Source organism: Zafaria cholistanensis (genome assembly GCF_008580665.1).
GTDB classification, from domain to species: Bacteria; Actinomycetota; Actinomycetes; order Actinomycetales; family Micrococcaceae; genus Zafaria; species Zafaria cholistanensis.
In genome coordinates, this window is the sequence record NZ_BKDJ01000006.1 from 64,475 (window position 1) to 89,024 (window position 24,550).

The 24,550-nt window shown below is 69.6% G+C and carries 23 protein-coding genes, 2 tRNA genes and 1 riboswitch; of the genes, 11 read left to right on the plus strand and 14 right to left on the minus strand.

All coding sequences use genetic code 11. The features are described 5' to 3' along the window. From NCCP_RS07175 to NCCP_RS07195, 5 genes are read left to right on the plus strand one after another with little or no spacing between them, the layout of a single operon-like run. Complete coding sequence (locus NCCP_RS07175; RefSeq protein WP_149956565.1) at positions 1-1,401, plus strand: protein phosphatase 2C domain-containing protein; 1,401 nt, start codon at positions 1-3, stop codon at positions 1,399-1,401. Further along, positions 1,398-2,804, plus strand: coding sequence for an FtsW/RodA/SpoVE family cell cycle protein (locus tag NCCP_RS07180; protein WP_149956566.1), 1,407 nt, complete (start codon positions 1,398-1,400; stop codon positions 2,802-2,804). The genes NCCP_RS07175 and NCCP_RS07180 overlap by 4 nt, the downstream gene beginning before the upstream one ends. After that, positions 2,801-4,246: a peptidoglycan D,D-transpeptidase FtsI family protein gene (locus NCCP_RS07185; protein WP_149956567.1), complete on the plus strand. Its 1,446-nt coding sequence runs from the start codon at positions 2,801-2,803 to the stop codon at positions 4,244-4,246. Before NCCP_RS07180 ends, NCCP_RS07185 begins: the two co-directional genes overlap by 4 nt. Further along, entirely contained in the window at positions 4,243-6,105 is a 1,863-nt protein-coding gene (locus NCCP_RS07190) for a protein kinase domain-containing protein (RefSeq protein ID WP_149956568.1), read from the plus strand. The genes NCCP_RS07185 and NCCP_RS07190 overlap by 4 nt, the downstream gene beginning before the upstream one ends. A 20-nt stretch (positions 6,106-6,125) precedes the next feature. After that, positions 6,126-8,321, plus strand: coding sequence for a protein kinase domain-containing protein (locus tag NCCP_RS07195; protein ID WP_149956569.1), 2,196 nt, complete (start codon positions 6,126-6,128; stop codon positions 8,319-8,321). A 14-nt stretch (positions 8,322-8,335) separates the two neighbouring features. Here the strand turns inward: NCCP_RS07195 and NCCP_RS07200 are convergent, their stop codons facing one another. From NCCP_RS07200 to NCCP_RS07205, 3 genes are read right to left on the minus strand one after another with little or no spacing between them, the layout of a single operon-like run. Beyond that, positions 8,336-8,980 carry an anthranilate synthase component II gene (locus tag NCCP_RS07200; protein WP_149956570.1) on the minus strand — a complete coding sequence of 215 codons (645 nt, stop codon included), beginning with the start codon at positions 8,978-8,980 and terminating at the stop codon, positions 8,336-8,338. Beyond that, positions 8,977-9,147, minus strand: a complete 171-nt coding sequence (locus NCCP_RS14950) for a hypothetical protein (RefSeq protein WP_172627327.1) — start codon at positions 9,145-9,147, stop codon at positions 8,977-8,979. Before NCCP_RS14950 ends, NCCP_RS07200 begins: the two co-directional genes overlap by 4 nt. 11 nt (positions 9,148-9,158) lie before the next feature. Continuing rightward, entirely contained in the window at positions 9,159-9,905 is a 747-nt protein-coding gene (locus NCCP_RS07205) for a class E sortase (protein WP_225873735.1), read from the minus strand. A gap of 166 nt (positions 9,906-10,071) precedes the next feature. Between NCCP_RS07205 and NCCP_RS07210 the strand changes: the two genes are divergently transcribed. After that, positions 10,072-10,320, plus strand: a complete 249-nt coding sequence (locus tag NCCP_RS07210; RefSeq protein WP_225873736.1) for a cell division protein CrgA — start codon at positions 10,072-10,074, stop codon at positions 10,318-10,320. 66 nt (positions 10,321-10,386) lie between these two features. Here NCCP_RS07210 and NCCP_RS07215 read toward each other — a convergent pair whose 3' ends face one another. Further along, positions 10,387-10,701, minus strand: a complete 315-nt coding sequence (locus tag NCCP_RS07215; RefSeq protein ID WP_149956572.1) for a DMT family transporter — start codon at positions 10,699-10,701, stop codon at positions 10,387-10,389. Positions 10,702-10,716: 15 nt separating this feature from the next. Next, positions 10,717-10,781: riboswitch (guanidine-III (ykkC-III) riboswitch) on the minus strand. A gap of 140 nt (positions 10,782-10,921) precedes the next feature. Between NCCP_RS07215 and NCCP_RS07220 the strand changes: the two genes are divergently transcribed. Then, positions 10,922-11,419 (plus strand): DUF3817 domain-containing protein, encoded by a 498-nt coding sequence (locus NCCP_RS07220; RefSeq protein WP_149956573.1) that lies wholly within the window; start codon positions 10,922-10,924, stop codon positions 11,417-11,419. Between the two features lie 131 nt (positions 11,420-11,550). After that, positions 11,551-13,023 (plus strand): lipase maturation factor family protein, encoded by a 1,473-nt coding sequence (locus tag NCCP_RS07225; protein ID WP_149956574.1) that lies wholly within the window; start codon positions 11,551-11,553, stop codon positions 13,021-13,023. Positions 13,024-13,095: 72 nt separating this feature from the next. Here the strand turns inward: NCCP_RS07225 and NCCP_RS07230 are convergent, their stop codons facing one another. After that, positions 13,096-13,893, minus strand: coding sequence for an SDR family oxidoreductase (locus tag NCCP_RS07230; RefSeq protein ID WP_149956575.1), 798 nt, complete (start codon positions 13,891-13,893; stop codon positions 13,096-13,098). A gap of 385 nt (positions 13,894-14,278) precedes the next feature. Here NCCP_RS07230 and NCCP_RS07235 point away from each other — a divergent pair, with 385 nt between their 5' ends. Then, a complete protein-coding gene (locus tag NCCP_RS07235; RefSeq protein WP_225873737.1) occupies positions 14,279-14,905 on the plus strand; it encodes a LysE/ArgO family amino acid transporter in 627 nt (208 codons plus the stop codon). Positions 14,906-14,997: 92 nt separating this feature from the next. On the opposite strand, the gene NCCP_RS07240 is transcribed toward NCCP_RS07235, so the two are convergent. The 5 genes from NCCP_RS07240 to NCCP_RS07260 all read right to left on the minus strand — a co-directional run bounded on the left by NCCP_RS07240 (position 14,998) and on the right by NCCP_RS07260 (position 20,965). Continuing rightward, the gene (locus NCCP_RS07240) at positions 14,998-16,296 is read right to left on the minus strand and encodes a PQQ-dependent sugar dehydrogenase (RefSeq protein ID WP_149956577.1); all 1,299 of its coding nucleotides are present in this window, start codon (positions 16,294-16,296) and stop codon (positions 14,998-15,000) included. Between the two features lie 17 nt (positions 16,297-16,313). Then, the gene (locus NCCP_RS07245; protein ID WP_149956578.1) at positions 16,314-17,342 is read right to left on the minus strand and encodes a GNAT family N-acetyltransferase; all 1,029 of its coding nucleotides are present in this window, start codon (positions 17,340-17,342) and stop codon (positions 16,314-16,316) included. A gap of 74 nt (positions 17,343-17,416) precedes the next feature. Next, positions 17,417-18,766 carry an MFS transporter gene (locus NCCP_RS07250; RefSeq protein ID WP_172627328.1) on the minus strand — a complete coding sequence of 450 codons (1,350 nt, stop codon included), beginning with the start codon at positions 18,764-18,766 and terminating at the stop codon, positions 17,417-17,419. Positions 18,767-19,335: 569 nt separating this feature from the next. Then, positions 19,336-20,211 carry a rhomboid family intramembrane serine protease gene (locus tag NCCP_RS07255; protein ID WP_149956580.1) on the minus strand — a complete coding sequence of 292 codons (876 nt, stop codon included), beginning with the start codon at positions 20,209-20,211 and terminating at the stop codon, positions 19,336-19,338. Between the two features lie 208 nt (positions 20,212-20,419). Next, positions 20,420-20,965, minus strand: a complete 546-nt coding sequence (locus tag NCCP_RS07260) for a peptidylprolyl isomerase (RefSeq protein WP_149956581.1) — start codon at positions 20,963-20,965, stop codon at positions 20,420-20,422. Between the two features lie 162 nt (positions 20,966-21,127). Between NCCP_RS07260 and NCCP_RS07265 the strand changes: the two genes are divergently transcribed. Both NCCP_RS07265 and NCCP_RS07270 read left to right on the plus strand, forming a co-directional pair. Next, positions 21,128-22,033 carry a hypothetical protein gene (locus NCCP_RS07265; RefSeq protein WP_149956582.1) on the plus strand — a complete coding sequence of 302 codons (906 nt, stop codon included), beginning with the start codon at positions 21,128-21,130 and terminating at the stop codon, positions 22,031-22,033. A gap of 92 nt (positions 22,034-22,125) precedes the next feature. Then, on the plus strand, positions 22,126-23,064 hold the full coding sequence (locus NCCP_RS07270; RefSeq protein ID WP_149956583.1) for a glycosyltransferase family 2 protein: 939 nt from the start codon (positions 22,126-22,128) through the stop codon (positions 23,062-23,064). On the opposite strand, the gene NCCP_RS07275 is transcribed toward NCCP_RS07270, so the two are convergent. The 4 genes from NCCP_RS07275 to NCCP_RS07285 form a co-directional block, all read right to left on the minus strand. Further along, positions 22,952-23,875 carry a DMT family transporter gene (locus tag NCCP_RS07275; protein WP_149956584.1) on the minus strand — a complete coding sequence of 308 codons (924 nt, stop codon included), beginning with the start codon at positions 23,873-23,875 and terminating at the stop codon, positions 22,952-22,954. The genes NCCP_RS07270 and NCCP_RS07275 overlap by 113 nt on opposite strands. Before the next feature lie 184 nt (positions 23,876-24,059). Next, positions 24,060-24,132: transfer RNA gene (locus tag NCCP_RS07280), tRNA-Ala, on the minus strand. Positions 24,133-24,143: 11 nt separating this feature from the next. Then, positions 24,144-24,260 carry a DLW-39 family protein gene (locus tag NCCP_RS15105; protein ID WP_216364676.1) on the minus strand — a complete coding sequence of 39 codons (117 nt, stop codon included), beginning with the start codon at positions 24,258-24,260 and terminating at the stop codon, positions 24,144-24,146. A gap of 34 nt (positions 24,261-24,294) precedes the next feature. After that, positions 24,295-24,368, minus strand: a tRNA-Ile gene (locus tag NCCP_RS07285). Between the last annotated feature and the right edge of the window lie 182 nt (positions 24,369-24,550).

Sequence of the window (24,550 nt, forward strand, 5' to 3'; positions counted from 1 at the left end):
ATGGCCCTGATCCTGCGTTTCGCGGCGCGGTCCGACGTCGGGAAGGTCCGCTCCAAGAACGACGACTCCGCCTATGCCGGCAACTACCTTGCCGTCGTGGCGGACGGCATGGGCGGACATGTCGGCGGCGACGTGGCCTCCGCCTCCACCGTCCTGGACCTGGTCCACCTGGACCGCCCCGTGGAGGGCGATGCCGAAACCGTCCTTCCCGACGAGATCCAGACCGCCAACTCCATCCTGAACGAGCTGGTCAGCGCCAACCCCAAGCTCTCCGGAATGGGCACCACGGTGACCGCAGTCCTGCTCACCGGCAACGTGTTCCAATATGCCCACATTGGGGATTCGCGGGCGTACCGGCTCAAGAACGGCGTGTTCGAGCAGGTCAGCAAGGACCACACCTTCGTCCAACACCTGATCGACGAAGGACGCCTGCGCCCCGAGGAAGCCGAGACCCACCCGCACAAGAACGTGCTGATGCGCGTGCTCGGCGACTCCGACGCCAGTCCGGAACTGGACATTGCGCAGTACCCGGTGGAGCCGGGCGAACGCTGGCTGCTGTGCTCCGACGGGCTGAACGCGGTGGTTCCCGAAGCCGTCACCGAACAGATCATGCGCGGCACCGAATCCCTGCAGCAGACCGTCGACGACCTCATCGAAACGACCCTCGCGAACGGCTCCCCGGACAACGTCACCATCGTGGTGGTGGAGGTCGCGGAAGACGACGGCGCCGCCTTGCCGCCTCCCGCCGAGGTCGAGGCTCCGGACACCGGCCAGCTTGAGGTTGCCCGTGAAGGAGACCTCCAGGCCAGCGCCGCCGTCCTGCGCCATGAGATGTCCAACCGCCCGCACGTCCTCGTGGGCGCCGCGGCCCTGGCCACCGAAACCGGGCAGATCCCCATCGTGACGCAGCGTTCGGCCCAGCGGCGCGCCGCCGCCATCCTGACGCACAAGGCGCCGCCGCCGGTGGCCGCCGAGTCCGAATCCCCCGAGGAACCTCCTGCCCGCCGGCGCATCCGCCGCTGGCTGGTGCCGGCCTTCCTGGGCATGATGGCCCTGATCCTGGCCTCGGTGCTCACCCTGGGCTACATGTGGACGCAGACCCAGTACTTCGTCGGCAACTACAACGGCCGGGTGGCGATCTTCAACGGCGTCTCCCAGGACCTGGGCCCGATCAAGCTCTCCCACGTGGACACGGTCACTGACATCCCGCTCAGCGTGCTGCCCGCCTACACCCAGCAGCGCCTGACCGGTTCGCTGGCCGCCAGGGACCTTGAGCACGCCCAGCGGATCGTGGGGGAACTGCTGATCACCGCCAAGCAATCCTGCCCCGTGGTGGTTCCCGCCGACGGCGAGGCCCCACCCGCGGACCTTCCGTCCTACTGCAAGGAGGAGGCCCCGTGAGCGACGTCACGACAGCCCCCGTCCCCCGCCGGAACCTCGAACTGGGCCTGCTGGCGCTGGCCCTCGCCGTCGTAACGGGCGCAAACTATCTTGTCAGCCTCAGCAACGAGTCCGGCATTGAGCAGAAGTGGTTCACCCAAAGCGTGGCTTTGGCCTGCATGGCGCTGGCCGTCCATGCCGTCCTGCGCATCTGGGCAAAGTATGCCGACCCGATCATCCTTCCCGTGGTCGTTGCCCTGAACGGCCTCGGCCTGGCGATGATCCACCGGATCGACAACGCAACCGGGGACAACGCGGCCTCGCGCCAGCTGCTCTGGACCGGCATCGCCGTGGCGGCTGCGATCATCACGCTGTGGGCCGTGCGGGACCACCGCATCCTGCGCCGGGCCACCTACATCTTCCTGGCGCTGAGCGCATTCCTGCTGGTCCTTCCCCTGATCCCGGGCCTGGGGCGGGAGATCAACGGGGCGCGCATCTGGGTGGGCCTGGGACCGTTTTCCTTCCAGCCCGGGGAAATCGCGAAGATCACCCTGGCGATCTTCTTCGCCGGCTACCTCTCCAGCAACCGCGACCTGATCCTGCTGGCCGGACGCAAGCTCGGACCCCTGCAGCTGCCGCGCTACCGCGACCTGGGCCCGATGATCGTCGCCTGGCTGGTCAGCATCGGCGTGCTGGTCTTCCAGCGCGACCTCGGATCCTCGATCCTGTTCTTCGGCCTCTTCATGGTGATGATCTACGTCGCCACCGGCCGGATCAGCTGGATCGTGATCGGCCTGGCCTTCGTGGCGGTCGGCGGCCTGCTGGCCTCCCAGTTCATGTCCCACGTCACCCGCCGCATCGACGCCTGGCTCAACGCCTTCGACCCCGAGGTGTACAACCGCGCCGGCGGCAGCTTCCAGATCGTCCAGGGCCTGTTCGGCCTCGGCAACGGCGGCCTGTTCGGCACCGGCCTCGGCAACGGGCGCCCGGACCTGATCACCTATGCCAACAGCGACATGATCGTGGCCGCACTGGGCGAGGAACTGGGCCTGTTCGGCATCACCGCCGTCGTGCTGCTGTACGTGGTGCTGGTCAGCCGCGGCATCCGCGCCGCGCTCGGCACCCGGGACGCCTTCGGCAAGCTGCTGGCGGCCGGACTGTCCTTCACGATCGGCCTGCAGTGCTTCGTGGTGATGGGCGGGGTCACCCGGCTCATCCCGCTCACCGGCCTGACCACCCCGTTCCTGGCGGCCGGCGGCTCCTCGCTGCTGTCCAACTGGATCATCGTGGCCCTGCTGCTGCTGGTCTCCCACGGCGCCCGCCGCCCGGCCGCCGTCGGACCCCTCACCGAACCCGAAAAGGCGGGCACCGCGCCCGGACGCCGGCCGCAGGCCGCCCCGGCCACCCAGGAGGACGCCCGATGAACCAGGCCATCCGCAACGTCTGGATCGCCATCCTGGTGTTCTTCACCGCGATCATGGGGTCCCTGACCTACATCCAGTTCTTCGCTTCCGAGGACCTGAACGCCAACGCGCTGAACAACCGCCAGCTGTACCGTGACTTCGACCTCCCGCGCGGGGCCATCCTGGTGGACGGCAAGCCGGTGGCCGAGTCGGTGGAGTCCGACGGCGACTTCAAGTTCCAGCGCGTCTACCACGACCCGGAACTGTATTCGCACCTGACCGGCTTCTACTCGCTGACCTTCGGGTCCAAGCACCTCGAATCCGTGATGAACGCCGAACTGACCGGGCAGAGCGACAGCCAGTTCTACGACCGGCTGGTGAACATGCTCTCCGGAGGCACCAACGACGGCGCCTCGGTGGAACTGACCATCGACCCGAAGCTGCAGGAGACCGCCTACAACGTGCTGCCGGACGGGGTCCAGGGCACCGTCATCGTGTCCAACCCCAAGACCGGCGACATCCTGGCCATGGCCTCCAAGCCCAGCTACGACACGAACAAGCTCGCCGTGGTCTCCGGCGCCCAGGCCACCACCAACATGGACAAGATCCTGGAGACGACGGGCCTGAGCCCGAACATCAACCCCGCGATCGGACACCTGATTCCCCCGGGCTCGACGTTCAAGATCCTCGATGTGGTGGCCGCCCTCGAATCCGGCAAGTACGACCTGGACACGGTGATCGACAACCCCAACTCCGTGATCCTGCCGGGCACCAGGACCCCGCTGGGCAACTTCGAGCAGGGCATCTGCTCCGGCCAGTCGCGGGCGAAGCTGTCCTTCATCGTCGCGCAGAGCTGCAACACCCCGTTCGTGGAGATCAGCCAGGCGGTGGGCCAGGACGCGCTGCGCGATGTCACGGAGCGCTTCGGCTTCGGCCAGCAGCTGCAGGTCCCGCTGCGGGTGACGCCCAGCGTGTTCCCGGCCGACATGTCCGCCGCCCAGCTGGCGCAGTCCGCGATCGGCCAGTTCGACGTCAAGGCGACCCCGCTGCAGATGAACATGGTGGCCATGGGCATCGCCAATGACGGCGTCATCATGAAGCCGAACCTCATCAAGCAGGTCGTAGCCTCGGACCTGCGCGTCCTCGAGGATCCGCAGCCGGAGCAGTTCAGCACCGCGACCTCCAAGGAGGTCGCGGACCAGGTCACCGAGCTGATGCTCGGACCCGTCCAGAGCGGCACCGCGATGAGCGCCCAAATCCCGGGCCTGGAGATCGCGGCCAAGACCGGCACCGCGCAGATCGGCAACACCGGCAAGGTCAACTCATGGATCACGGGGTTCGCCCCGGCCAACGACCCACAGGTCGCGGTCACCGTGGTCATTGAGAAAGTCGATTACAACACCGGTCACAACCTGACCGGCCCGAGCATGAAGAAGATCCTAGAGGCGGTGTTCAACAAGTGAGGCCAACATCCGGAATCACCCTGGGCGGACGGTTCCAACTGACCGACCGTATTGCCATTGGCGGCATGGGTGAGGTGTGGAAGGCACGCGATGAGATCCTGGGCCGCACCGTCGCCATCAAGATCCTCAAGGAGGAGTACACCGGCGATCCGGGCTTCCTCCAGCGGTTCCGGGCGGAGGCACGCCACACCGCGCTGCTGAACCACAATGGCATCGCCAACGTGTTCGACTACGGCGAGGAGGAGGGTTCGGCCTACCTGGTCATGGAACTGGTGCCCGGCCCGCCGCTGTCCGCCATCATCGAGCGCGAGCGCGTGCTCTCCCCCGACCGGACGCTGTCCATCATCAGCCAGACCGCCAAGGCTTTGGCCGTGGCCCACGCGCAGGGCCTGGTGCACCGCGACGTGAAGCCGGGCAACCTGCTGATCCTGCCGGACGGCAAGGTGAAGATCACCGACTTCGGCATCGCCCGCCTGGCCGACCAGGTTCCGCTGACCGCAACCGGGCAGGTCATGGGCACCGCCCAGTACCTGGCCCCGGAGCAGGCCACCGGCCAGCAGGCCACCGGCGTCAGCGACATCTACTCGCTCGGCGTGATCGGTTACGAGTGCCTGGCCGGCCGCCGGCCCTTCACGGGCGAGTCGCAGATCGCGATCGCGCTGGCCCAGGTCAATGACACCCCTCCCCCGCTGCCCGAGTCCATCCCGGCCCCGGTGCGCGCCCTGATCATGTCGATGCTGGCCAAGAACCCGGCCGAGCGCCCGGCCGATGCCACCAAGCTGGCCGAGGCCGCGGACGCCCTCCGCGCCGGCAACATCGAGGCCGCCCAGGCCGCGGTGCCGGGCATGCTGCTGGTCGGCACTGGCGCCCCGGACACCGCAGCCACGGAGGCAGTCCCGTACACCGACGCCGCCACGCGTGCGCAGCCGTCCGCCACCGGCGCGGCCGCCCCGCCCACCAGCGCGCTGCCTACCGTCGCCACCCCGATGGCCGCCCCGCCCACCACCGCGACCCCTTCCGCCGGGGCAGGCGGGGACGGTTTCGATTCGCTGCTGGGCGCAAGCCGCGCCTGGACGCCGGATGACGACGAGGACGAGTACGACGGCGGAGCCCCGGCCCCGGCCGAACGCGGCGGCCGGGGGGACCGCGGCGTCCGCAAGCGCAGTCCGTGGACGTGGCCGCTGCTGGCGCTCGTCGCGCTGGTGCTGCTGGCAGCCCTGGGTGTGTGGCTGGCGCCGCTGCTGACCGGGGGCCGCGAGGAGCCGGTGCAGACCCCGGTCCCCACGACGGCGTCCCCGACCCCGACCGCCACCAGCTCCTCGGCGTCCCCGACCCCCTCCAGCTCCTCCGCCCGTCCAACGACCTCCTCCGCCCCCGCGGCGATCGTGATTTCCGCGAACGAGTACCGTGGCCGACCGCTGGGCACCGTGCGCCAGGAGCTGGAGGCTTTGGGGCTGCGGGTCAACGCGGTTCCGGATGAAAGCACCCAGGCGGAAAACACCGTGCTTGACGTCTCCCCTGCCGGCACGCTGGCCCGCGGCGACACTGTCACCGTCACCTACGCGGTCCCCAGCACCAGCGTGTCCGTGCCTTCCGGCCTGGTGGGCGCGACCGAGGCCAGCGTCCGCTCCAAGCTGGAGAACGCGGGCCTGCGCCCGGTGCGGGCGGGATTCGTGCCCAGCGAGACCGTCCCTGAGGGCCGCGTCGTCTCGGTGAGGCCGGAGGAGGGCGACGGCGTTGCCCGCGGCTTCCCGGTCGAGTACACCGTCTCCACCGGCCCGGAGGAGACCGAGGCTCCGCCGTCCAGTGAGCCCGCCACGCCGAGCCCGGCCACGTCCTCCCCGGCCGGGAACCGGTGAGCCTGGAAGGGCGTCCCTCCGTGGCCGGTCCCCGGATCCTCGACGGCCGCTACGAGGTCGGTGCGCTGATCGGCCGCGGCGGCATGGCCGATGTCCACCGCGGACGCGACCTTCGCCTGGGGCGCGAGGTCGCCATCAAGCTGCTGCGCCCCGACCTGGCCCGGGATCCCATGTTCCAGGCCCGGTTCCGCCGCGAGGCCCAGGCCGTGGCCGGGCTGAACCATCCCTCGATCGTCGCGGTCTACGACACCGGCGAGGAACCGCTCCCGGAGGTTTCCGGGGAGGGCCTGGCCGCGCCGTTCATCGTGATGGAGTACGTCGAGGGCCGCACCCTGCGGGAGCTGCTCCGGGCCGGGGAAATTACCGTCGAGTCGGCCTGCCGCCACACCCTGGACGTGCTGGACGCGCTGGCCTACAGCCACCGTAAGGGGATCGTCCACCGGGACATCAAGCCGGCGAACGTCATGGTCACCCCGGACGGGCGCGTCAAGGTGATGGACTTCGGCATTGCGCGGGCGCTGGCCGACGCCGGAGCCACCATGACGCAGACCCAAACCGTGGTGGGCACCGCCCAGTACTTCTCCCCCGAGCAGGCCCGCGGCGAGTCCGCGGACGCCCGCAGCGACCTTTACTCCGCCGGATGCCTGCTCTTCGAGCTGCTCACCGGCCGGCCGCCGTTCATCGGCGACAGTCCCCTGTCCGTTGCCTACCAGCACGTGAGCGAGCAGGCCCCGTTGCCCGGCGAACTGAACCCGGACGTTCCCGCCGCGCTGGACGCCGTCGTCGAGCGGGCCCTGCGGAAGGACCGGGAGGACCGCTACCAGGGCGCCGCCGATTTCGCCGCGGCCCTTGCGGCCGCCCGGGCCGCCCACGGCCCGGAGGCCGCCACCCAGGCGCTGGCCATGACGCCTCCGCCGGCCTCGGGCACGGAGGATGACGACGCCACCGCCGCCTTCGCGGTGCAGGACGGGCCGCCCACGCGCGCCCATGGGCCCCAGCAGCACCGGGACGCCGGGGAGCACGGGGAGCACGGGGACCTCCTGTCCGCCACGATGCCCGTTGCGGCCCTGTCCTCAGATGGCCTGTCCTCAGATGGCCTGCCCCCAAATGCCCTGTCCGTAGATGACCTGTCCGCAGATGACTTCTCCGGGAATGCCCTCTCCGCGGATCTCCTGTCCGACGGGTTCTACGGGGACCAATACGCGGTGGAACACGCCGAACCAGCCCTCCCGTCGCGGCGCGGCGGCCAGGACCGCGACGGCCAGGACCGCGACGGCCAGGACCGCGACGGCCAGGACCGCGACGGCCAGGACCACGGCGACGGCGCCCGCAAGCGGGCCTGGATCACGGTCCTGGCATTGGCCGTGGTGGTGGTGCTGGGCACCGGTGGCTGGCTGCTGTGGAACTGGAGCCAGGAGGAACGGGCGCGCAACGCGACCGTCGCAGTACCGGAGGTCGCCAACATGACCCTCACGCAGGCGCAGAACGCCCTGATCGCGGTCGACCTGCGCCCGCTCACCGAGCAGGTGTTCGACGATACCGTCCCGAAGGACCTTGCCGTGGGCACCAAGCCCCTGGCGGGCGAGCAACTGCGGGTGGATTCCGAGGTGCGGCTGCTGATCTCCATGGGGCCCGAGCAGGTGCGGCTGCCCAAGGACCTGGCCGGCCAGAGCGAAGCCTCGGTGGAGCGCGTGCTCACCGACCTGGGGCTGCTGGTGGGGGAGGTGTCCCACGACAACTCCGCGACCGTTCCGCGGGACCGGCTGGTGGGCACGAACCCTGGACTTGGCGAGGAGGTCAAGGCCGGCAGCACGGTGGACCTGACGTTCTCCACGGGGAAGGTCACCGTCCCGCGGCTGATCGACATGACCGAGGAGAGCGCCCGTGCAGCCCTCGCCGACGACGCCGTGCAGCTGAACCTGGAGGTCCGCCGGGAAGAGAACTCGCTGGTGGAACCGGGCACGATCATCCGCCAGGAACAGGCCCCCGGCAGCGACGTGGAGCCGGGCAGCACGGTCGTGGCCACCGTCGCCGCTGCCCCGGCCGCGCAGGAGCCGGACCCGTCCGGCCCGGAAGGCTCCGGCAGCTCCGATAATTCAGGCTCCGGCAATTCGGGCAACGGCAATTCGGGCAACGGTAACGGCAACGGCAATTCAGGCAACGGCTCCGGCAATTCGGGCAACGGCCAAGGAAATGGCAACGGTCGGCGGGACTAGCCGCCCGGAGGGGACTACTGCTTGATGAGCGGGCTTAGGGTGGCTGCGGCCCGGGCCGCGCCGGCCAGGCCCAGGGACTCCAGCCAGTTGCCGAGCATCCGGTAGCCGCCTTCGGTGAGCACGGATTCGGGGTGGAACTGCACGCCCCACAGCGGAGCCTCGTGGTGCGCCAGGCCCATGACGACGCCGCCCTCGGTCTCCGCAGTAATCTCCAGCTCTTCGGGGATGGATCCGCGCACGGCGGCCAGGGAGTGGTAGCGCGTGGCCGTAAACGGGTTCGCCACGTCGCGGAAGATCGGGTGGGAGCCGTGGTGCACCAGCGAGGTCTTGCCGTGCATGAGTTCCTCGGCGTGGGTGACGACTCCGCCGTAGGCCTCGGCAATGGCCTGGTGGCCCAGGCACACTCCCAGCAGGGGCTTGGCGTGCGTTCCGCACCACTTGATCAGGTCGATGCATACGCCGGCCTCGGACGGGTTGCCCGGGCCGGGGGAGATCAGGACGCCGTCGCGGGCGGCGGCCAGCTCGATCGCCTCGGCCAGCGTGACGTCGTCGTTGCGGACCACGGTGGTTTCGGCGCCGAGTTCCTGCAGGTAGCCGACCAGCGTGTAGACGAAGCTGTCGTAGTTGTCGATCACCAGGATCCGGGTGGGGGCGGTCATCGCGGGAGCACCATGCCAATCGTCGAGTCGGTCCAGGGAACGAACTGGTTCGCCCACGGGAACACGTATTCCATCAGAACCAGTATGACCAACCCAACGAGCAGGACGGAAATGAGCAGGCGGAGCCACAGCGGTCCGGGCAGGTGGCGGAAAATCCAGGCGTACATTTAGTGCTCCCTTACTTCCGCGCCTGGGCTACGGTGTCGGCGATGGCCACCGGCGGGCCATCCGCGGCAGGAGTGAACGATTCCAGCACGGAGACGGCGATGATCCGCATCTTGGTGGTGAAGGGCGGGTCGCAGCTGGTCATGGTCAGCACGGCCTCCGAGGGTTCCTTCCCCGGCCTGCCGGGCACCGGAGCCAGGACCTCTGAGCTGGAGGGGTGGACGATCTGCGTGCTCCGGTAGGCATAGGTATAGAAGCCCTTGGCGGTCTGGACGTAGACCAGGTCGCCCTCCCGAAGCTTGTGGATGTCCCGGAACGCTTCCCCGTACGTCTGCCGGTGGGCGGCGACCGCAAAGTTGCCCTTCTCCCCCGGCATCTGCGTTTCCGGGTAGTGGCCAATACCCAGCGTGTTGAGCACGTCCAGTCCGACGCCGGCAGCGACCGGCCGCGCGAAGTCCTCGCCGAAGCGGGGAACGTACAGCACCGCAAACGTGTCTCCCTCCAAGGCCGGGCCCTCGGCGGGCTCGGCCGGCGGGCCTGCGGAGAATCCTTCCAGGGCGTGTTCCACGGCCGCTTCCTGGGTGCGCCCGGCGTCAAGGTTCGTCCACCAGAGCTGCCAGGCGACAAAGAGCAGCAGCACGACGCCGGCGGTCAGGAACAGTTCGCCAAACACCCCGACGGCGGCGGACAGGGGTCCACGCCGCGAACCGCGGGGCGGGGCACCCGCCGGCATGCCGGTGCCTTGGGCCACTTTGGGCATTCCAGGTTCCTTCCGCGCCGCCGCCCGGGGCATAGGGGACCCAGCGGCTACTATTGAGATGTTGACAGGGAGCGTGCCGGTACGATCCGGGCCGGCCCCACCAGCCACAATATCGCCCGACCCGCATTTCAGCGGATGTCGCCGGCGCCCGAGCGCAGGAGAAGCCGTGCCAGAGTCCAAGACCCGCCGCAAGAACCGCCGGCCCGAGGAGGGCTCCGGCCAGGCCGACTACAGGCCGCTGCCGGTTTGGTACAAGCCGGTGATGTTCGGCCTGATGCTCCTGGGCCTGCTCTGGATCATGGTCTACTACATTTCCCAGGGTGTACTGCCGCTGGTCACGGCCGGCGGCTGGAATATTGTGATCGGCTTTGGCCTGGCGATGGTGGGCTTCTTCATGACCACCCGCTGGCGCTAGCCCGCCACCTGTCCCCCACCGGCCCCAGGAGCCGCCCGGACGGGGCCCAGCGGCCGCGCGGGAAGGTCACTCGACGAATTTCAGGCCCACCACGCACCCGATCAGGACCGTGATCAGGACAATCTTGGGCCAACTGACGGCATCACCGCCGAAAGCCATTCCGTAGGCCACCGTCAAGGACGCCCCGATGCCCACCCACACGGCGTAGGCGGTGCCCGTGGATATGCTTCGCATGGCATATGCCAGCCCGGCCATGCTCAGGACCACGCACACTCCGAACACGGCGGTGGGCACCCAGCGGGTGAACCCCTCCGACTTGCCCAAGGCCACCGCCCATACGGCCTCCAGCAGCCCCGATACCACCAACACGGCCCACGCCATGGCACACCCGTCCCTTCCGCGGCCGTCTTGTCGTGGTCCGGGTACGGCTCCCTCGTCCGGGGAAAGGTGGATTCCTGCCGGTTAGGCTATCACCGGAGTCCCCCGCCTCCCTGACCGCCTGTCCGCTGCTTGCCGGCCTACTCCTGCCTGCCTACTCCTTGCCCGCCTGTCTACTGCCCCCTCGTCCAATACCCGTTGCGCCACCGACCGAAGGACCGCCATGACCGAGGCCCGCCCCTCCCCGCCCCCCAGCCCTTCCGGGGTTACTCCCAAAAAGCTCTACGGCGCCCTGGCGCTGGCGGAAATGGTCACGTGGGCCCTGCTGATCCTGGGCATGGTGCTGAAGTACTCGGGCACTACCGAGGCCCTGGTGCCGGTCTTCGGGCTGGCGCATGGCGTGGTCTTCCTGGCCTACTGCGTGGTGACGGTGTTCGTATGGGTCAACCAGCGCTGGGGTTTTGCGCGCGGCCTGCTGGGCCTGGCCTCGGCCGTCATCCCCTTCGCCACGCTCCCGTTCGAGCGGGCTACCGCGCGGCGGGGACTGCTGGAGGGCGGATGGCGGCTGGCGCCCGGGGGCGAGCAGCCCGCCGGACCGGTGGAGAAGCTCCAGGCCCTCTGCCTGCGCCGGCCCGTGGCCGCCTCCGTGGCCGGCGCCGTGCTGGTCGCCGCGGCCACCGCCGTCCTGCTGGCCGTTGGCCCGCCGGTCCCCAAGGGCTAATGCGCGGGGGCAGGCCCGCTCAAATCGGCTTCGCCGCCGCGCAGCATACCCGGCTTCCCCGCGCCGGGTGGAACGACGGATCCGCCGTCCCAGCAGGTGACCGGACGCCGCTTCCGGCGTAGCGTGGAGGCGTGGACTGGATCCTCTGGTTCGACGCGAACTGGTTCAACGCCACGGACCGTGAGTTCGCCCGGCAGGTGCTGCAGCGCGGCATCGCAGCGCTGTACTTTGTCGCGTTCCTGTCCACGCTGAACCAGTTCCCCGCACTGCTCGGCGAGCACGGCCTGCTGCCGGTACCCCGCTACCTCGAGCGGGCAGCCCAAAGCGGACAGCGTCCCCGTCCCACCCTGTTCACCCGCTGGCGATACACCGACCGGCGGCTGCGCGCGATGTGCTGGACGGGCCTGGCCGTCTCCGCACTGCTGGTGGCGGGCCTGCCCCAAACGGGTCCCCCCTGGGTGCCCATGGCCGCGTTCCTGCTGCTGTGGGGGCTCTACATGTCCATCGTCAATGTCGGGCACACCTTCTATGGCTTCGGCTGGGAGATGCTGCTGCTGGAGGCCGGGTTCCTCGCAGCCTTCCTCGGTTCCAACCGCGTGCCCCCGCCGGCCCCCATAATGCTGCTGGCCATCTGGCTGGTGTTCCGGCTGGAATTCGGGGCCGGGATGATCAAGATCCGCGGCGGCAGGGAATGGCGGGACTTCACGGCCCTCTACTACCATCACGAGACCCAGCCCATGCCGGGCCCGCTCAGCCGGCAGGCCCACCTGCTGCCGAAACCGCTGCACCGGGTGGAGGTGGCCGGCAACCACTTCGCGCAGCTGGTGGTGCCCTTCCTGCTTTTCGCGCCGCAACCGGTGGCGAGCATCGCCGCGGGCGTCATCGTGGTGACCCAGCTGTGGCTGATAGCCACGGGGAACTTCGCCTGGCTGAACTGGATGGCGATCGTGCTTGCCTTCAGCGCGGTCAGCGACAGAGTGGCGCACTCCGTGTTCCCGGTGATCCCGTTAGGGCAGGAAGCGGGCGCGGAGTCCCCGCTGTGGTGGGTTGTCCTGGTTTCCGCGGTAACGGTGCTGCTGCTGGTGCTCAGCTACCGGCCGCTGCTGAACCTCTTCTCGCGTCACCAGCTCATGAATGCCGCCTTCAACCGCTGGCAGCTGGTCAACGCCTATGGCGCCTTCGGGACCGTGACCAAGGAGCGGATCGAGATCATCGTTGAGGGCACCCTGGACGCGGACCCTGATAACACTGCCGAGTGGCGCGAATACGGGTTCAAGGGCAAGCCGGGGGACGTGCGGCGGATACCCCGCCAGTGGGCCCCGTACCACCTGCGGCTGGACTGGCTCATGTGGTTCCTGCCCCTGCGTTCGGTGCACGAGCGCTGGTTCCACGTGTTCCTGAGCCGCCTGCTGGCCGCCGACCCGGCGGTCCTGCGGCTGCTGCGGGAGGACCCGTTCGCCGGCGAGCGCCCGGCCTGGGTGCGGGCGCGGGCGTTCCTGTACCGGTTTGCGACGCGGGCGGAGTTCCGCGAAACAGGGCAGCGCTGGATCCGCACCCCGCTGGGAGAAGTGGTCCCGCCGGTATCCCGGGGGTGGGACCGGTAGGTCCCGGCCTCCACCGGGCGCCGGGCCGGAAATCCGGCCGGGAGGGATGCGTCCGGCCGGGGACCCCTCGGTTTACCTCCGGTAGGCGGGACCGGTCCCTGCGGCAAACCGTTCGCGGGCCCAGTCCCCAAACGCGGTGCCCGGCTGCATCGAGGCCGGCATCAGGTTATGCCCGGCCCGGAAGGCGCGCATCAAGCGGCCCGGAAGGGGGAGTTCGACCACGGATCCGCCGCGGCCTCCGGCAGCGCGCCGGGCGGCCAGCCACTGCTCGGCGGCGTCCTTGGCCGTGAGGATCTGCGGGCCGCCGGCTCCCAGGATGCGCTGCCGGGGACCGGCGTCGAGCGCGGCCACGACGACCCTGGCGGCGTCCGCGGCGGCCAGCGGCTGCACGGCGAGCCCGCGCGGCACAAAGACGACAGGCACCGCCGCCACCACGCGCAGGAACGTGTCCAGCAGTTCGTGGAACTGTCCCAGCCGCAGTACCGTCCATGGCACTCCGGCCCGGAGGACTTCCTGTTCGCCCTCCGCCTTGGCCCGGTAGTAGGCGTACGGGATGCGGTCCACTCCAAGGATGGAGATGTACAGGAAATGGCCCACGTGTTGCCGGGTGGCTGCCTCGGCCAGCCGGCGGGTGCCTTCAACGTCCACCTCCTGCCAGCCCGCGGGGGTGGAGCCCGTGGCGAGGTGGATGACGGCGTCGGCACCCACGCACGCGGCATCCAGCCCCGCTCCCGTGGCCAGGTCCCCGGCTACGCCACCGGGGATCCCCTCACGGCGGGTCAGCACCGACACCTCGTCCCCGCGGCTGCGCAACAGTTCGACCACCCGGGTGCCGAGCACTCCCGTTCCTCCGGCCACCAGAATCCGCATGCCCCCAGCCTATGCCCGGGTCCGGTCCGGTCAATGCCGGCCCCATTAAGGCCCGTCGCATCCCGGCCAGTTCGGTCACGGCCGGTACCTCTGCCGGAGGTTCGGCCAATCCTTCGGGCCTCCCCGCCGTTGGCCGGACCGGAGGCGGCCGGGCGCAGGCGCTGTACGGCGACGGTACCCGCCTGCCGTTCGGGCGTCTTGATCCTCCGGCTGAGGGTGGAGGGGGATGACGTGCAGGCGCCGAACCGCCTCCTCGCAGCCGCCGTCATCCACCACGGCGGCAAAGGCCCGCGGCTGGTCCAGGGACAGTCCATATTCAGGAATCCCAAGGGCAACCGAGGATCCTTCGCTGGACCCGGAGAAAGGGGGTTCCTACCGTGGAGGGGTGTCTTCCTTCCCCGTCCTTGCCGGTTTCGGTTCCGGCCTGTCCCTGATTGCTGCGATCGGTGCCCAGAACGCCTTTGTGCTCCGCCAGGGCATCCGGCGCGAACACATCCTGCCCGTGGTGGTGGTGTGTATCGCCTCCGATGCCCTGCTGATCCTGGCCGGCGTGGCCGGATTTGGCGTACTGACCTCACAGGTGCCCGGACTGCTGATGGCCGCGCGGCTGGGCGGGGCCGCATTCCTGCTGGTCTATGCCGCGTTCGCGGCCCGGCGCGCGCTGCGGCCTGCGGCCCTGACCGTAGAGGCGGACACCGGGCCTCACGGGGGGAACCGGAGCAGCGGGCCGCAGGCGGCGGTGCTCACTGTTGCTGCGCTGACGTGGCTGAATCCCCATGTGTACCTGGACACCGTGGTGCTGCTCGGTTCCCTGGCCTCCGCACAGGGGGATCCGGGGCGCTGGCTGTTCGCCGCCGGGGCGGCCCTGGCCAGCCTGGTGTGGTTCTCCGCCCTGGGCTTCGGGGCGCGGGGGCTGCGCCGGTTCTTCGCCCGCCCGGCGTCCTGGCGGGTACTGGACGGGCTGGTTGCCGTGTTCATGGCCGCCTTGGCCGTCTCCCTGCTGATGCATTGAGCTCCGGTTGCGGGACCGGGCGTGCGGGACCGGGCGTGCGGGTTCCTGCGGCTGCGGGCTCCTGCGGCTGCGGGCTCTCCTGCGGCTGCGCCTCAGGCCTCCACCCGCAGCACGCGCGAGGTGGAGCCCTCGTTGGTCGCCAGCCACAGGGTCCCGTCCGGGGCCGCGACGATGTCCCGCAGCCGGCCGAACCCGCCCGCTGCGGCGTTCCCGCGCAGGAAGTGCGCCGCCCCCGGAAGCCGCCCGCCGGCGTCGTACTCCGTGCCCGGTCCGGGCAGCGGAAGCCGCCACAGGCGTTGCCCGCGCAGGCAGGCGACGTAAGCCGTCCCCCCCAGGATCGCCACGCCACTGGGGGAGGCGTCCGCCGGGGAGGGCCACACATGCACCGCCGGGACCGTCCCCGCGGCCGATTGCGTGCCGGTGACCAGCGGCCAGCCATGGTTTTGGCCGGCTCGGACCAGGTTCAGTTCATCGTCGCGGTCCGGCCCGAACTCGCTCGCCCACAGGCGCCCGTGCCCGTCCCACGCCAGGCCCTGCACGTTGCGGTGGCCGAAGCTGTGGACCGCGTTGCCGAAAGGGTTCCCCGGGGCGGGGGTCCCGTCCCGGGCCAGCCGCAGGATCTTCCCGGCGAGCGAGGAGGTGTCCTGCGCGGAATCCGCGTGGGCGGCATCGCCGGTGCCGACGTACAGGAAACCATCGGGGCCGAAGGCGATCCGGCCTCCGTTATGGATGCGGCTGCTGGGAATCTCCCCCAGCAGGACGGTTTCGCGGCCGAGCCCGTCCCCGTAGCGGAAAGAGCTCACGCGGTTTCCATCCGCTGCGGTGCGGTAGACGTAGAGCAGCCCGTCGCGCGGAAAATCGGGGGAGAGGGCCAGTCCCAGCAGGCCTCCCTCGCCGCCGCGGACCGTGCCGGGGACCTCGGCAACCGTTTCCTTCAGGCCCCGCCCCGCTGCACCCGATCCGCCACCGCCCGCTTCAGCCCCACCCGCTCCATCCCCGCCCGAACCACCGGAGGCCGGGCCGATGCGCCTGAGCAGGGCGGTGTCGCGCTCGGAAACCAGGGCGGTGCCGTCGGGCAGGAAGGCGAGCGACCAGGGGGTGTCCAGTCCTTCGGCGATGGTTGCGGTGACGGAAGGGTCCGCCCCGCCCTCCGCGGCGGGGGTGGATGGCGCCGGTGCGGCGCTTCCGGGCGTGCTGCTTCCCGGCGTGGCACCCGCGGTGGCCTGGGGCGGCGACGGCTGTCCTGCACGGTCCCCGCGCCCGCACCCGGCCATGAGCCCGGCCGCCGCGGCGGCCAGGACGGCCCTGCGGGACAGGACCGTCCTGCCGGCCGGAACCGCAAGGCGGGGAAGGGATTCCTCCACCGGGCTGCCCGAGCGTTCCACACCCATGGGGCCAGCGTAGGGTCCTAGAGCAGCCGCGAATAGACCGCGTTGGTGCGGACCTTGGTGAAACCCACGCGCTCGTACAGGCCCACCGCACCGGTGGGGCTCTCCGAGTCCACGCCGAGTTCCACGTACCGGTACCCGGCCTCCCTCGCCGCCCGGATGGCGTCCGTCAGCAGCAGGGCGGCCAGGCCCCGGCCCCGTGCCCGCCGCCGGGTCCCGACCAGGTTGACGTGGAGCGTTCCGGGCACCCATTCGGCGCAGAGGACGTAGGAGTCGACGGCGCCGGCGGGGGAGCCCGCGGTGGGGAAGTGCGCGGTGGGGGAGTCCGTGGCCGGGGCGCCGGGCCCGGCCGGATCAAGGGATGCTCCGGCCGGCGGTTCGGCGAGCGCGACGCGGGAGAGCTCCGGGCGCGCGCTGCGCGATGCGAGCATGTCTGCCCACGCTTCGGGAGTCCGCGGCGTGGAGCCCCAGTGGTCGGCGAAGGCCTCGTTATGGGCCAGTCGGACCGCCTCGGCATGGCGTGGTTCGAAAGGGACTGCACGTGGCGACGGTCCTCCGGGGTCCGGATCCTGCCAGTGGTACAGGTCCAGGCGCATGTCCTGGAAGTAGCGCACCGGCACATAGCCGCGGGCGGCCGCAAGACGGGCGGTTCCCGAGTCCGGGACGGGGGCCCACACGTTGAGCCGCACCGGAGCTCCGGGATGGCGCTGGGCGGAGAGGCCGCTGGCGCGTGCCTCCATGCGGTCCATGATGGCCCGCCCTACGCCGCGCCCCCGGTAGGCCGGGTGCACACCCCCGTGGATACTGGCCATCGCCTGCCCCTCGAGCAGGACGGCTTTCACGCGCAGCTGCCCGTAGCCGACCATCCGGTCCCCGTCCCAGACCCCCGTGCTGTCGAAGGCCGGAGTGAAGCCGGGTTCCAGCAGTTCCTCCGCCAGGTCCCCGGGGGCGTAGCGCTCGCCGGTGCCGTCCGCCGCGGCGAGCGCGTTCGTCAGGACGCTCCACGCCCCGGTGTCGGCGGGCGTGATCGGCCGGTGTTCCAGCGGCACGGCGGCTCTCCTCCGGGCTTCTGTGCGGGTGTCTTCCACAGACTCCACCACGCTAGCTGCGGGGGCGGGGCCTGTCACGTACCCGCCGCGTCCCCGGGCGGCCTTCCAGGGGGCAGGCGCCTCCCGGGAGACCGGATGACGCACAGGGACAGTGCTGCCACCCCGCACAGGACGGCGGCGGACATCCACGCCAGCGCATAGCTGCCGGTGCTTTCACGGATCCACCCGGCCGCGGTGGAAGCAATGCCGGCGCCGACCATGTGCGCGGCGAACACCCAGCCGAACACAATGCCCGCACGCTGGATGCCGAAGTGCTCCCGGCACAGCGCCACCGTCGGGGGCACGGTTGCTACCCAGTCAAGGCCGTAGAAGACGATGAAGATCCACAGCGGGGGCTCGATGGCCGGGGCCAGCATGGTGTTGATAAAGAGGAGCGAGAGCCCGCGCAGGCCGTAGTAGGCGACCAGGAGGAGGGCAGGGTCGAAGCGGTCCGTCAGCCAGCCGGAGAGGACCGTCCCGGCGATATCGAACACCCCGATGATCGCCAGCAGCCCGGCGGCCGTGGTGGCGGGCATGCCGTGGTCGTGCGCGGCGGGAATGAAATGGGTTTGGACCAGCCCGTTGGTGGACCAGCCGCAGACGAAAAAGGTGAAGGCCAGGATCCAGAACACCCGCCTGCACGCCGCTTCACGGAGCACCACCACCGCCAGCTTCCAGGCCGGCACGGGGGACGGAACGGGGTCCGGCTGGGGATCGTCCGGGTTTTCCCCGTAGGGACGCAGGCCCAGGTCCTGTGGCCGGTCGGCGAACCCCAGCAGCCACAACGGAACGGCCAAGGCCGCCACGAAGGCCACGGCCAGGGCGGCCGCCCGCCAGCCGGGGGAGTGCGCCAGGTGGACGATCAACGGCAGGAAGATCAGTTGTCCGCAGGCATTGGCGCCGGAGAAGAGGCCCATCACCAGCCCGCGCCGGGCGGCGAACCAGCGGTTGGCCACGATGGACCCGAAGACCAGGGCCATAACCCCGGTGCCGGCGCCGATGAACGCCCCCCAGAGGATCCACAGCTGCCACAGCTCGGACATGACCGTGGTCAGGGCGCTGCCGGCGGCGGTGAGCAGCAGGCCGCCAGCCACCACCCTCTTCACCCCAAACCGTTCCATGGCGGCGGCTGCGAAGGGCGCGGTCAGGCCGTAAACCACCAGGTTCGCGGCGACCGCGCCGCTGGTTGCGGAGCGGGTCCAGCCGAATTCGGACTCCAGCGGCTCCAGCAGGGCCCCGGTGGTCGAGCGGAAGGCAGCCCCGGCTACCAGCGCCAGCAGCGTGAGTGCGGCAACGGTCCAGGCCCGGCGGGCGGCTTGTGCCCCTTCAAGCGAAGATGCCCGGCCTGCGGAAGGTACGGAGTTTAGGGTAGGTGCGGAATCCACGGCAGGTGTGGAACCCGGAGAAACCGCTTGGGGGAGCGCGGTGGGACCGGAGGACTCGGGGGATTTCACCCCCTGATCCTAGTGGCCCTGAATGGCTTCCCCGGGCCGGGAAACCACAGTCTGTGCACAGAGTTATCCACAGATGGGGACAATTGTGTTGGTAACTGTATTCGAGGGCCCGGAATGGCGCGGATGCAGGCGGTCCGGCCCCGGGAATCGCGGGGGGTTGAGTTATTAACACTGTGGAGAAGTTCTGTGGAGAATTTAGCGCACCTCTGGATATCCCCCGTAAAACCGCGGAAGATGGGGGCATTGGCCCCCGGAAGGCCACGCAATGGGATAGCCCTCAGTCCGCCTATCCACACCCCACAATCTGTGCACAGCGTTATCCACAGATGTGGATTTGCGTGTGCATATTGAGGCCGGAAGGGTTTTCTGTGCTGGTCGGTCCCGGGTTTCCGGCTGGAACGAATGCTTCCGCGCAGGGAATTACATGGGTGTCAGTTATTAACACTGTGGATAAGGGGTGTGGAAACCCCTCCCGGGCTGGGCCCACGGCAATCTCTTGGCTAGGCGGCGCCGTACCGCTGGGCCACATCCTGAAGCACGTTCTGCCAGCCGACCCAGGTCAGCGCCAGCAGCACTGCTGCCACCACCAACACGCCCGTCCACTGGAGGAGCGCCCGGCGCGGTCCCCGCGGTGCGTAGGCGAACACCGCGGCCAGGGCGGCTCCCGCCGCAAGTCCTCCCAGGTGGGCCTGCCAGGCGATGTTGGTGCCGGGAATGAATCCAATCGCCAGGTTGATGCCCAGCAGCACCAGGACCGGCTTGTAGTTGCCCCCGCGGGCGCGGGTGACCACCAGCAGGGCCCCGAACAGCCCGAACACCGCTCCGGAGGCGCCCACGACCCACGAATAGGGATTGATCAGCAGAACGGCCACGGAACCACCCAAGCCGGCCAGCAGGTACAGGGCCAGGAACCGTGCCCGGCCCAGCATAGGCTCAAGGATCCGCCCGGTGATGAACAGCGCGTACATGTTGAATGCAATGTGCATCAGGAAGCCCTGCGAATGCAGGAACGTTGAGGTGAGCATCCGCCACGGCTCCGACCCGGTGTACACCCCGTTGTAGGCCAGTGCCTCCTGCACCCCGGGGGACAGCAGTTGCAGCGCGTAGACCGCCACGCACAGTCCGATCAGCGTATAGGTGGCTGCCGGCTTGCCGTCGCGCACCCTGCCGCCCAGCAAGGTCCGGGGTGCGCGCAGGGTGCGGTTGGCCTCGGCGACACAGTCGATGCACTGGACGCCGACCGCTGCGGAGCGCTGGCACTCCGGGCAGGCCGGCCTGCCGCAGCGCTGGCACCGCACGTAGGAGGGGCGGTCGGGGTGGCGGGGGCAGACCGGCACTTCCATCTCGGGCTGGTGCGCGGGTTGGCCGAAGGCCATGGGTGGACTCCTGGTGCTTGGTCGTGATGATGGGTGGGAGGGCGGCCGACCCGGCACGGTATGGATCGCCCAAGTCTTCACGTCTCCTGAACGGCCTCGTGAACGGCACGCTCTTAAACGGCAAGGTCTTAAACGGCAAGGTCCCGCCGTGGCTTCCTTGCGGGGACCGGGCGGGACCAGGTGCGCCGGTGCGGCGCCGGGAAGCTGCCTAGAGCTCCTCGATGTCGATGCTGGAGATCACGACGTCCTCGAGCGGCTTGTCGCGGCCGTCCGTGGGAACGGAGTTCAGCGAGTCGACGACGGCGCGGGAAGCCTCATCGGTCACGTCGCCGAAGATGGTGTGCTTGCCCTGCAGCCACGTGGTGGGAACCGAGGTAATGAAGAACTGGGAGCCGTTGGTGCCGCGGCCACCCTGGATGCCGGCGTTGGCCATGGCCAGCTTGTACGGCTGGGTGAAGTCCAGGTCCGGGTTGATCTCGTCATCGAAGCGGTAGCCCGGGCCGCCGATGCCCTGGCCCAGCGGATCCCCGCCCTGGATCATGAAGTCGGAGATGATGCGGTGGAAGATGGTGCCGTTGTACAGCGGAGTTCCGGTCTTCTCCTCGCCGCTCTGGGGGTCAACCCAGGTCTGCTCGCCGGTGGAGAGGCCAATGAAGTTCTTGACGGTCTTCGGCGCGTGGTTGCCGAAGAGGTTCACAACAATGTCGCCAAGAGTGGTGTGGATGGTCGCCTTGTGCGTGGGGATAGCAGTCATGACCTCCATTCTTCCACGGAGCACCCGGACCCCTGCCCGGCTTGGGTACGCGGACAGTGAACATGGGAGGACGCGCCCGCCGCCTGCTGCCGGGCGATGGCCCGCGGGGTTGACATGCGCGTAGGCTGGGCCGCAAAGCCCCTTAGCATCCGGGAGGAACGTGTGAAGAAGACCGAACGCAGTGCCCGAGACCTCGGCAGTTCCGCCGACAGCGCCAGGGATTGGGTTGCCCCGAGGGTGGAGGCTGCCGTGTACTGGGCCGAGAAAGGCATCGAAACGGCCTCTCCGAAGATCCAGGAAGGCCTGTCCCGCGCCGCCCAGGAACTCGCGGAAGGTGTCTACCGGGTAACTCCACGAATCCAGGAAAGCCTTGAAAGGGTTGCCCCGAGGATTTCGGCCGTGGTCGATGAGGCCACCCCGAGGATCCAGGGCGCTGCGGAAAAGGCCGCCCCGGCGCTGCAGCACGCCCGCGACGTGGTGGTCCGCGAATACCTTCCGGCCGCCAGCGTGAAGCTGGGCGAGGCCGCCGATTACACGATCCGCAAGCTGGACGAGGTCTCCGCCGCCCCGGTGGTGCAGAAGGCGGCCGCGGCCGTCAAGATGGACAAAAAGGCCTTGAAGAAGGCTGCCGCCGGGCACTCCGCCAAGGCCCCGAAGGGACAGGCCCGCGGGGGCGGCAAAAAGGGCCTCCTGGTCTTCGCGGTCTTCGCGGCCGCGGCCGCGGCGGGCATCGCCGCGTGGAAGGCCTCCAAGCCGGTTGAGGATCCCTGGAAGTCCCCGGCCCCGGTCGACCCGGCACCGATCCCGGTCGTGGCTGGTGCCCCGGAGTCCGCGGAGCCGGCCGCCGGGCCCGCTGTGCCGGCACCGGGGTCCGCCATGGCGGACACCGAGCCGGAAACCGCGCCGATCGGGGAAACCCTCCCGGCCGGGGAAGTGGAGGAGACCCCCGTAGGGGAAGCCGGCGCGGGCTCCGAGCCCGAGGCTCCCGAAGAGGGCAGCTCCGAGGTCCCCAAGCCGGGCCCCCGCGGTGGTGCCCGCCGTCGCACCCCGGACGGAGCGGCCGAGTAGCGAGCACGCACGCCACATACGCTCAAAGGCACAGGGCCCCGCACACGCGGGGCCCTGTGCCTTTGAGCGGGCGGGGTTGGTACATTGTGGGCGTGCACCCCCGGCAACCGAGCGTTTCCCTGGTCATCCCGGCGTATAACGAGGAAGCCGTAATCGGGCAGTGCGTGGCGGCGGCGCTGCGCCAGAGCGTGCCCGCTCGGGAAATCATCGTGGTCGACAACCGGTCCACGGACCGCACAGCCGAGATCGTGCGCCGGCTCCAGCGCGAGCACCCCCAAGCCCCGCTCCGCCTGGCGCGCCAGGACGCCGAACAGGGGCTGGTTCCCACCCGGAACGCCGGGCTGGGATTGGCCACCGGGGATGTGCTGGGACGCATCGACGCCGATTCGGTGCTGGAGCCGGACTGGGTGGAGCAGGTGGCGGGCGCGTTCCTGGACCCGGAGGTCATGGGTGCCACGGGACCGGTGCACTACTACGACATGCCGCTGCGCCGGTGGGGCCTCAAGGCTGACGACCGCCTGCGCCAGCTGGTCCTGAATCTTGCCTGCCGGCAGCACCAGTTCCTCTTCGGCTCCAACATGGCCCTGCGCCGTACCGCATGGGAGGCAATTTCCGGGGAGGTGTGCCGCGACGAGGCGGACCAGATGCACGAGGACATCGATATTTCCCTGCACCTTGCCGAGCACCATCTAAAGATCCGCTACGTCCCCACTATGGTGGCCGGAATGTCCGCACGCCGGCTCGAGGACTCCCCCGGGGACTACCGCCGCTACGTCGCGCGCTTCGGCCGCACCTACAGGGCGCACCGGATCGAAAGGAAGGCCCTGCGGATCCCGGAATTGCTCTTCCTGTCCATCTACTACCCGGCCCGGACCCTGCGGTACCTCCATGGCCGCACGGATGCGGGACGGCGGGGGATCAGTCCGTTCCCCGCGACAACTCCGCCGTCTTCGCAGGCTTTGCAGGCTTCGGAGGCATCGCAGGCAGCGCGGCGCGCTGTCCGCGAACGACGGCGGCCAACCCGGCCATGATCAGTGCCATGCCCGCATAGGTGCCGGCCGGCAGGGACTCCCCCAGCAGGAGGGCGGCGAGGAGGGCCGCCCCCGGAATCTCCAGCAGGGTCAGGGTGGAGACCGTCAGGGCACCCAGGCGCTTGACCACGTGGTTCAGGATCGTATGGCCCATTATCTGGGCAAAAGCCGTCAGGGCAAGGATCCCCGCCCATCCGGCCGGCCCGAACCCCCACAGGGGCACGTTGAAGGCCAGGCACAGGACCAGCAGGACCGCCGCCGCCATCCCGTAGCAGAGGGTGGTGTAGGAGCCCGTGGCAAGGGACTGCCGGGCCTTGGCTCCGGCCAGGGTATACACGGCGGAGAGCATGCCGCCGGCGATGGCCAGCACATCGCCCAGGAGGGCCCGCCGATCCCCGCCGAGGTCGAAGCCGGTGATGGTGACGGCTCCGGTGAACGCCAGCGCGATCCCGGCGGCCACGGCCCAGGGAAGCCCTGTCCCGCCCAGCCGCCGGTAGAGGGCGATCCACACCGACTGCAGGCACACCAGGGCGGTGGCCGTGGCCACGGAGGTCATGCGGACGGAGAACATGAAGCAGGCAAAGTGCAGGGCCAGCGCCAGGGCCGCCACGGCGCTCCAGCCCCACCCGTGGCGGCCGGCCCGGACCAGGGATCCCGGGTCGCGCACCACTGTGGGGGCCGCCATGACGGCGGCACCGAGCGCATTGCGCCAGAACGCCATGGACAGGACGGGGACCCCGGGGGTGGAGGCAATGATGGGTCCGGAGGCGGACGCGCCCAGAATACCGAGCGCCGCGAGGAGGAAGATCACCGTCCCACCCTAGCGAGGCGCGCCGGGGCGACGGGAGCCGCCGGCGGGGCAGGAAGCGTCCCCGCAGAAAAATCACCACAAAGAAAGCCACCGCAAAGAAGGTCGCTGCAAAGAAAGTCACCGCAAAGAAAGTCACCGCAAAGAAAAATGTCCCGGACCTAGCGGTCCGGGACATTCCATCCGGTGGAGGCAAGGGGACTCGAACCCCTAACCCCCTGCTTGCAAAGCAGGTGCGCTACCAATTGCGCCATGCCCCCGGAAGGGGTGGCTAGTCCACCTTGTCGGTCGACCGGCTCCAGGCGGATTTCTCCGCCTCGGATTCCTTCCACTTCCGGTAAGTGAAGACTCCCGCAATCGCGGCTGCCAGAACCAACAGCTTGCGCATGCGGTCCTCCTTGACTCAACCGTGGAGGGATCCGTGGGCGTACCAGGACTTGAACCTGGGACCTCTTCGTTATCAGCGAAGCGCTCTAACCGCCTGAGCTATACGCCCTCAGTGTCCCTTAGGACGAGATAAGACTTTACCGAAGAACAGCAGATAAACCAAATCGGCCCCAAATGGGCGTATTTCCGCGGTTTTTCGGGGCCCAAACCGGAAGACCCCCTCAAAACCACCCCGGCACGGGTACGCACAACGGCTCCCGGCACGGAGGATTCCGCGCCGGGAGCCGTTGC

Coding starts and splice junctions, on each gene's coding strand:
- NCCP_RS14950 (WP_172627327.1), bottom strand. CDS start 9,147: ATGTACGCCTGGATTTTCCGCCACCTGCCCGGACCGCTGTGGCTCCGC.
- NCCP_RS07200 (WP_149956570.1), bottom strand. CDS start 8,980: ATGACCGCCCCCACCCGGATCCTGGTGATCGACAACTACGACAGCTTC.
- NCCP_RS07255 (WP_149956580.1), bottom strand. CDS start 20,211: ATGGCCTTCGGCCAACCCGCGCACCAGCCCGAGATGGAAGTGCCGGTC.
- NCCP_RS07215 (WP_149956572.1), bottom strand. CDS start 10,701: ATGGCGTGGGCCGTGTTGGTGGTATCGGGGCTGCTGGAGGCCGTATGG.
- NCCP_RS07175 (WP_149956565.1), top strand. CDS start 1: ATGGCCCTGATCCTGCGTTTCGCGGCGCGGTCCGACGTCGGGAAGGTC.
- NCCP_RS07185 (WP_149956567.1), top strand. CDS start 2,801: ATGAACCAGGCCATCCGCAACGTCTGGATCGCCATCCTGGTGTTCTTC.
- NCCP_RS07230 (WP_149956575.1), bottom strand. CDS start 13,893: ATGCGGATTCTGGTGGCCGGAGGAACGGGAGTGCTCGGCACCCGGGTG.
- NCCP_RS07205 (WP_225873735.1), bottom strand. CDS start 9,905: ATGCCCAAAGTGGCCCAAGGCACCGGCATGCCGGCGGGTGCCCCGCCC.
- NCCP_RS07260 (WP_149956581.1), bottom strand. CDS start 20,965: ATGACTGCTATCCCCACGCACAAGGCGACCATCCACACCACTCTTGGC.
- NCCP_RS07240 (WP_149956577.1), bottom strand. CDS start 16,296: ATGGGTGTGGAACGCTCGGGCAGCCCGGTGGAGGAATCCCTTCCCCGC.
- NCCP_RS15105 (WP_216364676.1), bottom strand. CDS start 24,260: ATGCGCAAGCTGTTGGTTCTGGCAGCCGCGATTGCGGGAGTCTTCACT.
- NCCP_RS07220 (WP_149956573.1), top strand. CDS start 10,922: ATGACCGAGGCCCGCCCCTCCCCGCCCCCCAGCCCTTCCGGGGTTACT.